This window comes from Pantoea jilinensis (assembly GCF_019104105.1).
GTDB lineage: Bacteria > Pseudomonadota > Gammaproteobacteria > Enterobacterales > Enterobacteriaceae > Pantoea > Pantoea eucalypti.
Genome location: NZ_CP077746.1, coordinates 291,874 through 305,324, shown reverse-complemented (window position 1 = coordinate 305,324; position 13,451 = coordinate 291,874). Strand labels below are relative to the sequence as shown.

Below are 13,451 nucleotides of genomic sequence, written 5' to 3'. Positions count from 1 at the left end.
CAGTTTGTGATGCTGCGATCCGGATCACGGCCCTGTTTTGTCCACTATCATACTCTTGGCCCAGCGGCCTGACCACTGGGCCACATCACACTAAGGAGTAATAATGGAACATACATGGCGATGGTACGGCCCAAGCGACCCGGTATCCCTGGATGATGCGCGTCAGGCGGGTGCGACCGGCATTGTAACGGCGCTGCACCATATCCCTAACGGCGAGGTGTGGCCGGTTGAAGAGATTAAAGCACGCCAGGCCCTGCTGGCTGAAAAAGGTCTGGTCTGGTCGGTGGTCGAAAGTATCCCGGTCCATGAGGCGATCAAAACTCAGCGGGGTGACTACCTTCGCTACATTGCCAATTACCAGCAGTCGATACGCAATCTGGCTGCCTGCGGCATTGATACCGTCTGCTACAACTTCATGCCGGTGCTGGACTGGACGCGCACCGACCTCGCCTGGACGCTGCCAGATGGCGCAAAAGCGCTGCGCTTTGACGCTGATGCGTTTGCCGCCTTTGAGCTTTATCTGCTACAGCGCCCGGGCGCGGAGAAGGATTACAGCGCTGCCGAGCAGCAGGCCGCAGCGCAGCGCTTTTCCGCCATGAGCGCAGAAGAGAAAAACACCCTGGTGCGCAATATTATCGCCGGTCTGCCAGGTGCTGAAGAGGGTTACACCCTGGCGCAGTTTCAGGCGCAACTGGCACAGTATGACGGTATTGATAAAGCGAAACTGCGCGAGCATATGGCAACGTTTCTGCGCGCCATCGTGCCGGTTGCGGAAGAGACGGGCGTTAAACTGGCGGTGCATCCGGACGATCCACCGCGTCCTATTCTGGGTCTGCCACGCATTATCTCCACGCAGGAAGATATGCAGTGGCTGAAAGAAACCGTGGACAGTCTGCACAACGGATTCTGCTTCTGTACCGGCTCTTATGGTGTGCGTGCCGATAATGCGCTGGTTGAGATGGCGGAAACCTATGCCGACCGCATCAACTTTGTCCATCTGCGCGCCACGAAGCGCGAAGCTAATCCCGCCAGCTTCCATGAAGCGGCGCATCTGGCGGGCGATGTCGATATGGTCGGCGTGATCAAAGTCATTCTGGCGGAAGAGCAGCGCCGTCGCCGTGCAGGCAACCTGCGGGCAATACCTATGCGTCCCGATCACGGTCATCAGATGCTGGACGACCTGCATAAACGCACGAATCCGGGTTACTCAGCCATTGGACGTCTTAAAGGTCTTGCTGAACTGCGCGGCGTTGAAGTCGCCTTGAAACAGATCTATTTTGCTCATTAAGTCAACGGCTACCCTGTGCCCGATTCTGACGGGCCAGGGTCTCTGCTGGCCGCAATGAGATGTTTTCCTCCGCGTTACTTATACCTGCCTGATTTCTGCCGAATTCAAATGAAAGCAAAACAACCCCCTCAATTAAGGCTGTGTCGGGTCGATAATTGACCTGAGTCAGTTCTGTTGCTCGCAAAAACGCTAATCTGCCTGGCCCGGAGAAATGCTATGCTGCGCAACTGTTCAGCCCCTGCATAAAACGAATAATACTCAGAGGATTCAGCGGTGCCGCTACTGAAACGAAAACGCGACTATGCCAGGCTGGTGATTATTTTCTCCGGTGTGCTGCCTCTGCTTATTGGCCTTTTTTTTACTGCTCTGGATGCGCGCCACACCGTCCAGCAGCATCAGGTGAATGCAGCCAATACCCTGCTCTCTCAGGCTGAAAGAATGAGTGACAGCGCGTGGGATATGATTAATACGCTGCGCCAGTTTCAGTATCAGCCCTGCAGTCAGATTCAGAATCAGTTACAGCGCATCGGCTCACTGAATCCCTATTTCCGCGCAATCGGTAAAATTGAAGAAAACAGAATTGGCTGTTCGTCAGCATATGGAACCATGCCGGGTTTACTGAAAGATATGATCATGCGCGATGCGCCGGTCACCGGAAAAGCCTGGTGGAGCCTGTCAATTGCCGGCACCTCCGGTGTGCCGGATCGCCCGGCCGTGATTTTTATGCGTGACCTGCCTGATGGCGTGGGATTCTGGGCAGTGGTTGATGGCCAGTATCTGCTTGATCTGATGCGCGCTATCAGCAGCACTCACCGCTATCATTTCAGCATGGCATTCAGCGACGGCGCCCCCATCTCGTTTGGTGACCCACAAATTGCTGCATCCGGCTGGTTTGAGCCTCTGATTTATGAGGCCCGTTCAAACCGCTACCCGCTCTCTGTCACTCTGATTGCCTCGCCCACTGAGCTGATCTCTGCCTGGCGCCAGGTGATTTTTATTATCATGCCGATGGCGGCGATCTTTTCTGTTCTGCTGATGATGCTGACGGCGAACTGGCTGCGACGGCGTATTTCATGGCGCGATGAGATTCGCCGGGCCATCATCTGCGGCCAGTTCAGGGCGCACTATCAGCCAGTCTATGATAACCGGCTGCAACGCTGTAGCGGTGCAGAGGTGCTGCTGCGCTGGACAACGTCCGACGGTAACGGCGTTCGGCCTGATATTTTTATTGGTGCAGCAGAAGCGGAAGGGATGATTGTGCCGCTGACCCGCCACCTGCTCGATTTGATTGCAGAGGATGTGCAGAGCTGGCAGGTGGATCCCCATTTTCACCTTGCGATTAACGTGGCGGCGGAGCATCTGCAGCATCCTGATTTTGTTCGCGATATGCTGCAATTCGCCGACAAAATAAAAGATAAGCAGTTTGTCATTACGCTTGAGCTGACTGAGCGCAGTCTGATTAAAGAGGGTGAAGCGGTGGCGCGTAAGCTGGAGCAGTTACGCCATGCGGGTATGAAGGTTGCGATTGATGATTTTGGTACCGGCCACTGCTCACTGAGTTACTTACAGACCTTCACGCTGGATTATCTGAAAATCGATCGTGGATTCATTAACGCTATCGAATCGCTGGAAGGCGAAACGCCAGTGCTGGATGCGATCATCAATCTCAGTCACAGTCTGGCGCTGGAGGTGCTGGGTGAAGGTGTGGAAACGGAGCTGCAATTTTGCTATCTCCAACAGCGCGGCGTCGTGTTTATTCAGGGTTTTTATTACGCCCGCCCGATGGATAACACATCGCTGGCAGAGTGGCTGGCGCGTCAGGGGGATCAGCGTGTGCTGGCTGACCCGTGTCACGTTTGAACCTCCGCAGCACATCGAAAACCGGACGACACCGAAACCGGGATTGCCACCCGCGGCTCTTGCGCCAGCCCGTTCACCGACGAATAATGTCCAGCCCCCGACCCTTCGCACTGAACCGTCGGACAGGGATCCCTCCCGTTAAGCGCAAATAAACATCACTTGCGCAGACAATCTGCTGAAAAAAACGGCTGTCGTCACGCAGCGTGATAATTTTTTTGCGGTGCTAAACAGTCATAAAGATTGCCGGAACAGGTCAGCATTAGCTCAAACATGACAGATATCACACAAAAACGGTATACTCTGTCGCTGTTTGCAATAATCACAACAGTAATTATTGTGTTCGCTGGCGCGTAATGAGCGCTTAATTACGGCTATGCTTAAATTTCTCAACGCAGCGGTCTGAACGATTTACCACGGCTCGCGCCGTTGAGGACTTTCGTGTTCCATTACAGGGTAATTCTATGAAATTGCGTAGGAAGCGTGTAAAACCAATTGGGATCAATGATGTCACCATCATTGATGATGCTCGTTTACGTAAAGCCATCACTGCGGCCTCTCTGGGTAACGCGATGGAATGGTTTGACTTCGGTGTGTATGGCTTCGTGGCCTATGCGCTGGGTAAAGTCTTCTTCCCGGACGTGTCACCCGGCATTCAGATGATTGCTGCACTGGCAACCTTCTCTGTGCCCTTCCTGATCCGTCCGCTGGGTGGCCTCTTCTTCGGTATGCTGGGCGACAAATATGGTCGTCAGAAAATCCTCTCCATTACCATTATCATCATGTCGGTCAGTACCTTCTGTATCGGCCTGATACCGTCCTATGCGTCTATCGGCATCTGGGCACCGATTCTGCTGCTGCTTGCGAAGATGGCGCAGGGCTTCTCCGTGGGAGGTGAATATACCGGCGCCTCAATCTTCGTGGCGGAATATTCGCCTGACCGCAAACGCGGCTTTATGGGAAGCTGGCTCGACTTTGGCTCAATTGCGGGCTTTGTACTCGGTGCGGGTCTGGTCGTGCTGATCTCTTCTGTTATCGGAGAAGCACGTTTCCTTGAGTGGGGCTGGCGTCTGCCGTTCTTCGTGGCGCTGCCGCTGGGCATTATCGGCCTTTATCTGCGTCATGCGCTGGAAGAGACCCCGGCATTCCAGCAGCATGTGGACAAACTGGAACAGGGTGACCGCGAAGGCCTGCAGGATGGTCCGAAAGTCTCGTTTAAGGAAATTGCAACCAAACACTGGCGCAGCCTGCTCTCCTGTATCGGTCTGGTTATCGCCACCAACGTCACCTACTACATGTTACTGACGTATATGCCGAGTTACCTGTCGCATAACCTGCACTACAGCGAAGACCATGGTGTGATGATTATCATCGCTATCATGATCGGTATGCTGTTTGTTCAGCCTGTGATCGGCATGATGAGTGACCGCTTTGGCCGTCGTCCCTTTGTTATCATCGGCAGTATTGCTCTGCTGGTCTTCGCCATTCCCGCCTTTATGATGATTAACAGTGGCGTGCTGGGACTGATTTTTGGTGGCCTGCTGCTGATGGCCGTTATTCTTAACTCGTTTACCGGTGTCATGGCCTCGTCGCTGCCTGCGATGTTCCCGACCCATATCCGTTACAGTGCGCTGGCCAGTGCGTTTAACATCTCTGTACTGGTTGCGGGTCTGACGCCAACGCTGGCCGCCTGGCTGGTTGAAACCACCAACAATCTTTACATGCCAGCCTACTACCTGATGGTGGTGGCGATCATTGGTCTGATTACCGGTCTTTCCATGAAAGAGACGGCAAACAAGCCACTGAAAGGTGCAACGCCAGCTGCGTCCGATATGGAAGAAGCGCGCGAAATCCTGCAGGAACATCACGATAACATCGAGAACAAAATCGAAGATATCGATGCAGAGATCGCCCGCCTGGAAGCGAAACGTAAAAACCTGGTGCAGCAGCATCCGGATATCAACGAGTAATCGTTCTGCTCTCCCGTCGCCCGGCGGGAGAGCGCTTTTCCCTCTCTGTTACCGCACACAAACCTTCATCCCTCGCGGTCAAAGGGAGTAAACTGTTGTTACTTTTTTCACCTGCGTAAGAATGAAAATGTCTGATTATTCCCTTATCCAGCGCCCAAGAAGATTGCGCGCCAGCGCCTCAATGCGTGAAATGTTCCAGGAGTCATCCCTGAGCCTGAACGATCTGGCTCTGCCTATCTTTGTTGAAGAAGAAGTCGACGATTACAAAGCGATTCAGGCGATGCCTGGCGTGATGCGAATTCCGGAAAAGCGTCTCGCCTATGAGATTGAGCGCATCGCCAAAGCGGGCATCCGCTCGGTGATGACCTTCGGTATCTCTCACCACACCGACGCCACCGGCAGCGATGCCTGGAACGAAAACGGTCTGGTGGCGCGCATGTCGCGCATCTGCAAAGATACCGTACCGGAAATGATTGTGATGTCTGACACCTGCTTCTGTGAATACACCAGCCACGGCCACTGTGGCGTGCTCTGTGATCACGGCGTCGATAACGATGCAACCCTGGCAAACCTGGGCAAGCAGGCCGTTGTTGCCGCCGCAGCCGGTGCAGACTTCATCGCCCCGTCAGCGGCGATGGATGGTCAGGTTGAGGCGATTCGCCGCGCACTTGATGCGGCAGGCTTCACCCAGACCGCCATCATGTCTTATTCCACCAAATTCGCTTCATCGTTTTACGGCCCGTTCCGTGAAGCGGCCGGAACGGCGCTGAAAGGCGACCGTAAAACCTACCAGATGAACCCGATGAACCGTCGGGAAGCGATCCGTGAATCGTTGCTTGATGCGGCGCAGGGCGCGGATTCATTGATGGTGAAACCGGCAGGCGCTTATCTGGATATTCTGCGCGATATCCGCGAACGCACCGAACTGCCGCTGGCGGCTTATCAGGTGAGTGGCGAATACGCGATGATTAAATTTGCCGCACAGGCCGGTGCCATTGATGAGCGCAATGTGGTGCTGGAAAGCCTCGGTGCGATTAAACGCGCCGGAGCCGACCTCATTTTCAGCTATTTCGCCCTTGATCTCGCCGAACAAAAAGTGCTCTGATCCCCTCCTCATAAAGAGCGTGGTCGCTGTATCACGCTCTTCTTCGCTGTTAGGCACACACCAGAACCTGGCTTCAGCTAAAAACCAAAGGGCTCTGTGATGAAAGCACCTGAAATCGCCGCCGACGAGGCACAACGTTTATCGCAGTTGCGTGCGCTGAACATAATGAATACGCCAGCGGAAGAACGATTTGATCGTTTAACTCGCCTGGCGCGCCGCCTGTATGACGTGCCTATCGCGTTAGTCAGCCTGCTGGAAGAAGATCACCAGTGGTTTAAATCTGCACAGGGTTATGCGCCTACCGGATCGCCACGGAATATCTCGTTTTGCGGCCACGCTATCCTGCAGGATGAAATCATGATCGTTGAAGATGCGTTACAGGATGAACGTTTTCACGATAATCCGCTGGTGACTGGCGAACCACACATTCGCTTTTATGCGGGCTGTCCGCTGCGTGCGCCGGGCGGTGCCAAAATGGGTACGTTCTGTATTATTGGTCGTGAGCCGCGTCAGTTTAATGAAGAGGATCAGGCCACCATGCGCGATCTCGCCGCCATGGCTGAAGCGGAATTGATCGCCTTTCAGACGGCTACCTGTGATGAACTGACGCAGATTACCAATCGCCGCGGTTTTATGACGCTGGGACAGATGGTGCTTAATGAGTGCCAGAGGAAAAACCGTCCCGCCTGTCTGACTTTTCTCGATCTCGATAAGTTTAAGCAGATTAATGACACACTGGGCCATCGCGAAGGCGATCGCGCGCTTATGGACTTTGCCAATGCGATGAAAGTGGCGTTCAAACATTCCGACCTGTTTGCCCGCCTGGGCGGCGATGAGTTTGTGGTGCTGTTTGATGGCCTGCAGCAGCAGCAGAGTGAAGCGCTGCTCATGCAGTTCGACCGTTATCTGCACCAGCAGTCAGTCAGCCTGAACCGACGTTACCGCCTGCAGTTCTCTTCCGGCGTGGTAGAGTTTGACCCGGCCAATCCGCAATCGCTGGAACAGTTACTGCACGACAGCGATAAACAGATGTATCTGACTAAAAATCAGAAACGCATTGCCGTGTAAGGTCAGGCGCCGCAGCGCCTGAGGGGTCAGGGACGGGCCAGATCGTCGAGCAGCGTCTGATTAAACTTAGCCGGATCTTCCATTTGTGGTGCGTGCCCCATGCCAGGAAATTCAATTAAGCGCGCGCCCGGGATACGTTTAGCCGCCTCTTTTCCCAGCACCGCATAATCACCCAACCGGGCTTTCACCTCCGCCGGTGCGATATCACTGCCAATGGCCGTGGTATCTGACGTACCGATTATCAGAGTGGTCGGCACCCTGAGATCGCCGAACTCATAAAACACCGGTTGAGTGAAGATCATGTCGTAGATTAAGGCGGAGTTCCACGCCACCTTCTGATGGCCCGGCCCACTGTTTAGTCCGGCCAGCATATCGACCCACTTATCATATTCGGGTTTCCAGCGCCCGACATAGTAAGTCTGCTGTTCATACTTCTTAATACCCGCCGCGCTGAGTTTGAGTTCGCGCTGATACCACTGATCCACCGAACGCCACGGTGCACCTTTGGCTTTCCAGTCCTCCAGCCCTATCGGGTTAACCAGTACCAGCTTCTGCGTCTGCGCCGGGTACATCAACGCATAACGCGTTGCCAGCATCCCGCCGGTTGAATGACCGACAATGACCGCCTTCTCCACTCCCAGCCGTGCAAGCAGCTGATGGGTGTTCTCTGCCAGTTGCTGAAAACTGTATTGATAGCTGGCGGGCTTGGTCGAGCTGCAGAAGCCAATCTGGTCGGGCGCGATAACGCGATATCCCTGCTGACTCAGTGCGCGAATCGTCTCTTCCCAGGTCGCGCCACAGAAGTTTTTACCGTGCATCAGCACCACGGTTTTGCCGTTGGCACGTTGCACCGGTTTGACATCCATAAAGCCCATGCTCAGCGGTTGCTGCTGAGACTGAAAGTCAAAATGCTGCAGAGGATAGGGATATTGAAACCCCTCCAGCTGTTCGCCATACACAGACGCAGCATGGGCAGGTGCATGAGCCAATAAGGCCAGCGAGGTGAGCAAGGCGGCAAGCGGTTTTTTCAGCGCGTATGTCGGGCTCATCCGGGGGTACTCCATGTTAAAGGTGAGTCGTAAGCCTGGCATGTCATTGTGAAAAATCTATTGCCAGGCGGTGCTATCACGTTAATAACACGGCGGCTGCCAGGATTCATCAGGAGGTGGTCAGCGGCATAGCGCCTGATTTAATTTTTATCTGCCAGATATCAATCATCTATATTTCCCAACAGATTTATCACAATTCATCTAATTTAATAAAAAACGGCTGTTCGGATGAATAATATCATGAGATAAAAACTCAAAACCTGAAAAATGTTTACGCAAAGAATAAGAACATTAAGGTGGATTTTTCACATTCGTGATGAATTTAACCGTGGAGTCGCTATGAGCGAAAATAAATATAATGAAAGCGTAATCATCTCTGTCACTGAATGGATTAATAATAATCCTGGCCAGCGCCTGAGTGTTGATGATATTGCCATAAAGGCAGGTTATTCCAGATGGTATTTACAGAAACTCTTTGCCCGTTACCATAATGAAACACTGGCGCGTTATATTCGTAAGAGAAAACTTAACGCCAGCATTCATGATTTAAAAAACAGCCAGACACCTGTTATCACTCTGGCACTGAAATACCATTTTGAAAGCCAGCAATCTTTTACCCGCTCTTTTAAACAGATTATGGGTTGCACGCCGAGCACCTGTCGCAAACGTCAGATGAACCACAAGGCGAAACAGCAGCTGGCTGAGGTAGCGCATCCCTGTACCTTATGCAGCTTTGTGCGTGAGGAAAGTATAAAGCCGGATGCTGGGGTAACAGTCCGGCCTGTTACGCACTTCACGCACGAATATACGCAGGCAGAGCCATTCCGCGACAGGGGTTAATCAGGCTTCATCCGGCTGATAATATTGCACGCCAATCTGAATGCGCTCACGCCCCTGGGCGACGCGATGACGATTGGTGTCGCGCAGTGAATAGACGCAGCCACAATATTCCTGCTGATAAAAACTCTCGCGCTTACTGATTTCAATCATGCGCGAAGACCCACCGCCTTTACGCCAGTTAAAATCCCAGTACATCAGATCCGGATATGCTGACGCGGCGCGGACACCACAGCTGTTAATCTGCTTCATATCTTTCCAGCGTGAGATCCCCAGGCAACTGGTCATCACCGGGAAGCCGTTCTCATGGGCATAGAGTGCCGTACGCTCAAAACGCATATCAAAGCACATGGTGCAGCGCTCACCCCGTTCCGGTGACCACTCCAGCCCGCGCGCGCGCTCAAACCAGTTATCCCGGTCATAGTCCGCATCCACAAACGGCACACCAAATTTTTCGGCAAAGCGAATATTCTCCTCTTTTCGCAGCTCATACTCTTTGAGCGGGTGAATATTCGGGTTGTAAAAATAGATGGTGTATTCAATACCGGATGCCAGCATCGCTTCCATCACTTCACCCGAACAGGGCGCGCAACAGGAGTGCAGCAGGACTTTTTTATGACCGCCCGGCAGCGGCAGCGGCTGGCGCTGGAAAGGTTCAGACATAAGCACCTTCAATCAATGGCTGAAAAGCAGCAGTGTAATGCTGCAAGCAGTCAGTTGCAAAACGGGTCTGATATGCCTCGTTTGGTGTAATCGTGCTTCATCCGCCCTTATTCCCTGTAGTGCCAACCCGCTGATCTTCGATGTTTTCTTTTTAGCGTAATGCTGTGCAGCACGGGTTATGGCCAGAAGTGTGATCGTCACCACACTGGCATCAACTATGTTTACATAACATTAACAATATTGACATTGAATCGCCTCAAGGAGACTCGCATGGTCGCGACAAAAAAATCGGGAAGTCAGCAGAACCGTTTTACGTGGTTCGTCTGTTTTATGGCTGCGCTGTCAGGCCTGCTGTTTGGTCTGGATATCGGTGTCATTGCCGGTGCCTTACCGTTTCTGGCAAAGGATTTGCAGATAACTAACCATCAGCAGGAGTGGGTGGTGAGTTCAATGATGTTCGGCGCGGCGCTGGGTGCGCTGGCGGCGGGCTGGATGTCATCAAAGCTGGGACGCAAGAAAAGTATGCTGGCAGGCGCAACGCTGTTTGTGATTGGCTCGCTGTGGTCAGCGTTCTCCCCGGATGTCGAGTCACTGGTCTGCGCCCGCGTGATGCTGGGTCTGGCGGTGGGCATCGCCTCTTATACCGCACCATTGTACCTGGCAGAGATTGCGCCGGAACGTATTCGTGGTTCGATGATTTCCATGTACCAGCTGATGCTGACCACCGGCATCGTGGTGGCTTATCTCTCTGATACCGCGTTCAGCTACAGCGGCAACTGGCGTGGGATGCTCGGTGTTATCGCCATCCCAGCGGTGATCCTGTTTATCGGCGTGCTGTTCCTGCCTAACAGTCCGCGCTGGCTGGCAGCACATGGGCGTTTTAACGAAGCGCAGCGGGTACTGGATCGGCTACGGAACAGCAGTGAACAGGCCCGGGAGGAGCTGGAAGAGATCCGTGAAAGCCTGCAGGTGAAGCAGCGTGGCTGGTCGCTTTTCCGCTCTAACGGTAATTTCCGCCGCGCGGTATGGCTGGGCATGCTGCTGCAGGTGATGCAGCAGTTTACCGGCATGAATGTTGTGATGTATTACGCCCCTAAAATCTTCAATATTGCCGGCTTCTCCAGCACCAGTGAGCAGATGTGGGGTACGGTGATTGTCGGGCTGGTCAACATGCTGGCTACGCTGATTGCGATTTTCTTTGTTGATCGCTGGGGTCGCAAGCCGATGCTCACCACCAGTTTTCTGGTGATGGCAGTCGGCATGGGCGTCCTGGGCACGCTGCTGCATATTGGCGTTGAAACAGATTTCCGCAAATACTTTGCTATTGCGATGCTGCTAATGTTTATCGTCGGCTTCGCGATGGCGGCCGGACCGGTCATCTGGCTGCTCTGCTCAGAAATTCAGCCGCTGAAAGGACGTGATTTCGGCATTACCGCCTCCACCACCACGAACTGGGTCGGTAATATGATTGTGGGTGCGACCTTCCTGACCATGCTGGATCAGCTGGGGAATGCCAATACCTTCTGGCTCTACGGCGCGCTTAATCTGGTGTTTATCGTGCTGACGATGATGCTGGTTCCCGAGACCAAACATGTGACGCTGGAGCACATTGAACGCAACCTGATGAAAGGCAAAGCACTACGTGACATCGGGGCGTAACCGCCCCGTATCAACTTACCATTGCAGCTGCTGGCCGGCGTAATCGACATAGTGATGACCACCACGACCGCGCCAGTGGGTCAGTTGCCGGACGATACCGGCCGCACTCTCTTCTGCTGTCAGTGGCGCACTCTCGCCACCCATATCTGTTTTCACCCAGCCGGGGTGCAGCGTCAGCAGCGTCCCGTTCTGCGCGTCAACTGCCGGAGTCAGTGTGCGGCTCAGCATATTCAGGGCCGCTTTGCTGGCCGAATAAATCGGCATCTGCGCCTGCGGGTTTTCATTCAGGCTGCCGAGCTGAGATGAGGTCAGCGCCAGCACACCTTCCGGCTTCAACAGCGGCAGCAAAATCTCTGCACTGCGAACCGGCGCTATCGCGTTGGTCAGGAACAGCTGCGCCAGATCCTGATCGTCACTCTGCAAGACCTTCTGGTGTGAAGGCCCGGAAATCCCGGCGTTAATCAGAATCGCATCGAACGTTTTGCCACTGAGCTGGCTGGCAAGCTGCTGAACCGCCGATGAGTGCGTCATATCCAGCGCATGCCAGTGAATGTCTGGCTTATTACCCTGCTCTGGAATGCCACTGCGATGCGTAGCCGTGACCTGCCAGCCCTCACCCGCAAACGCCTGTGCCACCGCCAGCCCGATACCGCGCGAAGCACCAATAATCAGAACCTCTTTTTGCTGAGCCATATTCACTCCTCGTTGATTGTCTCACTACAAGCTTAACGGGTATTCCGCCAGGACAGCGGCCCGCTGTGCTTTTTAGCGTGGCGACAGCACGGTCGGTAAAAACCTTGCGGCACAACGCTGATGATGGTTTTCCATCATTAAATTGCTTTATCTTTTACTTTTAACCGATTAGAAGAGATAAATAGTCAGGCATGCAGCAGTTAATCGCCATTTTTCCCGTGGAGTCTGAATGAAAAAGCTCACCTTAGAGGTGGTGGCAAAAATGGCGGGCGTCGGGATTGCGACGGTCGATCGTGTGCTGAATGAACGCGGCGGCGTGTCACTGGAGACCAGCCGTAAAGTCCTGAAAGCTGCGCGCGAAGTGGGATTGAAGCGTCTGCTGCCAGAGGAGTACCAGCATCCCTGGCAAATTGAGGTGTTCCTGAGTAATAACGGCTCCTCCTTTTTTCAGCAGCTTACTACCCATTTCAGCGAAGTCGCCAGCCAGCTTGGCTATCGTCGCCTGAAACTGCATAAAACTCTGGTGGCCGAGGCACAGCCTGAGCAGCTGGCGCAAAGTATTATCGCCCGCAGCAGCACGCGCGACGGCATCATTGTCTTTGCACATGATTCACCGCCCATCTACCGGGCGCTAGCGCTGTGCCGCAGCCGCAATGTGCCGGTGATTACCATCGTTACCGATCTGCCTGATGCCGACCGCTTATGTCATGTCGGCATTGACCAGTATCAGGCCGGACGCACGGCGGGATTACTGATGAGTAAAACGGTGAGTCAGCCCGGCGACATTCTAATGGTCAGTGGCCGCTTCGATTATCGCGCCCACCGTCAGCGCATTGACGGATTCCGGGAGGCCATGGCGCAGCGCGCGCCCCAGCGTCATCTGCGTGAGGTGCTGTCGGGTCAGGATCAGCGGGAGACAATCCGCAGCGTGCTGGCCCGCAACCTGCAACCGTCGCAGATGATTGCAGGGGTCTACAACACTGGCATGGGCAATACTGTTGTCAGCGACACACTACGTGCCCACCAGTTGCTGGGTAAATGCACCTATATCACTCATGAACTTTATGATGTGACACGTAAGCTACTGATGAATGATGAAGTGGCATTTACCCTGGATCAGCATGCTCAACAACATGCCCGGCTGGCGATTGATTTGATGCTAAGTCATCTGGAAACCGGCTCTCAACCGGATGTGTATCAGGCGGGTAAAGTCGCGTTCAGGTTGTTTACGGCGGAAAATATGACGTGAGGGGATCGGTTTC

11 protein-coding genes are annotated in these 13,451 nt (G+C 53.8%); 8 read left to right on the top strand and 3 right to left on the bottom strand.

From position 1 onward, the window contains the following. The first annotated feature begins 103 nt into the window (after positions 1-103). From uxuA to KTJ90_RS01380, 5 genes are all read left to right on the top strand, one after another. Positions 104-1,288: a mannonate dehydratase gene (gene uxuA / locus KTJ90_RS01400; RefSeq protein WP_003852162.1), complete on the top strand. Its 1,185-nt coding sequence runs from the start codon at positions 104-106 to the stop codon at positions 1,286-1,288. A 273-nt stretch (positions 1,289-1,561) separates the two neighbouring features. Continuing rightward, complete coding sequence (locus tag KTJ90_RS01395; RefSeq protein ID WP_008926305.1) at positions 1,562-3,148, top strand: EAL domain-containing protein; 1,587 nt, start codon at positions 1,562-1,564, stop codon at positions 3,146-3,148. A gap of 461 nt (positions 3,149-3,609) precedes the next feature. Then, positions 3,610-5,115 carry a glycine betaine/L-proline transporter ProP gene (proP, locus tag KTJ90_RS01390; RefSeq protein ID WP_003852158.1) on the top strand — a complete coding sequence of 502 codons (1,506 nt, stop codon included), beginning with the start codon at positions 3,610-3,612 and terminating at the stop codon, positions 5,113-5,115. 127 nt (positions 5,116-5,242) lie between these two features. Beyond that, on the top strand, positions 5,243-6,220 hold the full coding sequence (gene hemB / locus KTJ90_RS01385; protein ID WP_033734324.1) for a porphobilinogen synthase: 978 nt from the start codon (positions 5,243-5,245) through the stop codon (positions 6,218-6,220). A gap of 99 nt (positions 6,221-6,319) precedes the next feature. Beyond that, on the top strand, positions 6,320-7,288 hold the full coding sequence (locus KTJ90_RS01380; RefSeq protein WP_003852154.1) for a GGDEF domain-containing protein: 969 nt from the start codon (positions 6,320-6,322) through the stop codon (positions 7,286-7,288). Between the two features lie 26 nt (positions 7,289-7,314). Here KTJ90_RS01380 and KTJ90_RS01375 read toward each other — a convergent pair whose 3' ends face one another. Then, positions 7,315-8,337, bottom strand: a complete 1,023-nt coding sequence (locus tag KTJ90_RS01375; protein WP_003852152.1) for an alpha/beta fold hydrolase — start codon at positions 8,335-8,337, stop codon at positions 7,315-7,317. Between the two features lie 339 nt (positions 8,338-8,676). Here KTJ90_RS01375 and KTJ90_RS01370 point away from each other — a divergent pair, with 339 nt between their 5' ends. After that, positions 8,677-9,177 (top strand): helix-turn-helix domain-containing protein, encoded by a 501-nt coding sequence (locus KTJ90_RS01370; protein WP_003852149.1) that lies wholly within the window; start codon positions 8,677-8,679, stop codon positions 9,175-9,177. Here the strand turns inward: KTJ90_RS01370 and KTJ90_RS01365 are convergent, their stop codons facing one another. Continuing rightward, on the bottom strand, positions 9,178-9,837 hold the full coding sequence (locus KTJ90_RS01365; RefSeq protein WP_003852147.1) for an epoxyqueuosine reductase QueH: 660 nt from the start codon (positions 9,835-9,837) through the stop codon (positions 9,178-9,180). It abuts the gene before it with no gap. Positions 9,838-10,107: 270 nt separating this feature from the next. On the opposite strand from KTJ90_RS01365, the gene KTJ90_RS01360 reads away from it, so the two are divergent. Then, positions 10,108-11,496, top strand: a complete 1,389-nt coding sequence (locus KTJ90_RS01360) for a sugar porter family MFS transporter (protein WP_003852145.1) — start codon at positions 10,108-10,110, stop codon at positions 11,494-11,496. A 15-nt stretch (positions 11,497-11,511) separates the two neighbouring features. On the opposite strand, the gene KTJ90_RS01355 is transcribed toward KTJ90_RS01360, so the two are convergent. Next, positions 11,512-12,189, bottom strand: a complete 678-nt coding sequence (locus KTJ90_RS01355) for a Rossmann-fold NAD(P)-binding domain-containing protein (RefSeq protein WP_499025866.1) — start codon at positions 12,187-12,189, stop codon at positions 11,512-11,514. 229 nt (positions 12,190-12,418) lie between these two features. Between KTJ90_RS01355 and KTJ90_RS01350 the strand changes: the two genes are divergently transcribed. After that, a complete protein-coding gene (locus KTJ90_RS01350) occupies positions 12,419-13,438 on the top strand; it encodes a LacI family DNA-binding transcriptional regulator (RefSeq protein ID WP_039660859.1) in 1,020 nt (339 codons plus the stop codon). Positions 13,439-13,451 lie beyond the last annotated feature (13 nt).

Bases quoted from the DNA above. Each gene is read 5' to 3' on its own strand.
- uxuA (WP_003852162.1), top strand. From the start codon at position 104: ATGGAACATACATGGCGATGGTACGGCCCAAGCGACCCGGTATCCCTG.
- proP (WP_003852158.1), top strand. From the start codon at position 3,610: ATGAAATTGCGTAGGAAGCGTGTAAAACCAATTGGGATCAATGATGTC.
- hemB (WP_033734324.1), top strand. From the start codon at position 5,243: ATGTCTGATTATTCCCTTATCCAGCGCCCAAGAAGATTGCGCGCCAGC.
- KTJ90_RS01380 (WP_003852154.1), top strand. From the start codon at position 6,320: ATGAAAGCACCTGAAATCGCCGCCGACGAGGCACAACGTTTATCGCAG.
- KTJ90_RS01375 (WP_003852152.1), bottom strand. From the start codon at position 8,337: ATGAGCCCGACATACGCGCTGAAAAAACCGCTTGCCGCCTTGCTCACC.
- KTJ90_RS01370 (WP_003852149.1), top strand. From the start codon at position 8,677: ATGAGCGAAAATAAATATAATGAAAGCGTAATCATCTCTGTCACTGAA.
- KTJ90_RS01365 (WP_003852147.1), bottom strand. From the start codon at position 9,837: ATGTCTGAACCTTTCCAGCGCCAGCCGCTGCCGCTGCCGGGCGGTCAT.
- KTJ90_RS01360 (WP_003852145.1), top strand. From the start codon at position 10,108: ATGGTCGCGACAAAAAAATCGGGAAGTCAGCAGAACCGTTTTACGTGG.
- KTJ90_RS01355 (WP_499025866.1), bottom strand. From the start codon at position 12,189: ATGGCTCAGCAAAAAGAGGTTCTGATTATTGGTGCTTCGCGCGGTATC.
- KTJ90_RS01350 (WP_039660859.1), top strand. From the start codon at position 12,419: ATGAAAAAGCTCACCTTAGAGGTGGTGGCAAAAATGGCGGGCGTCGGG.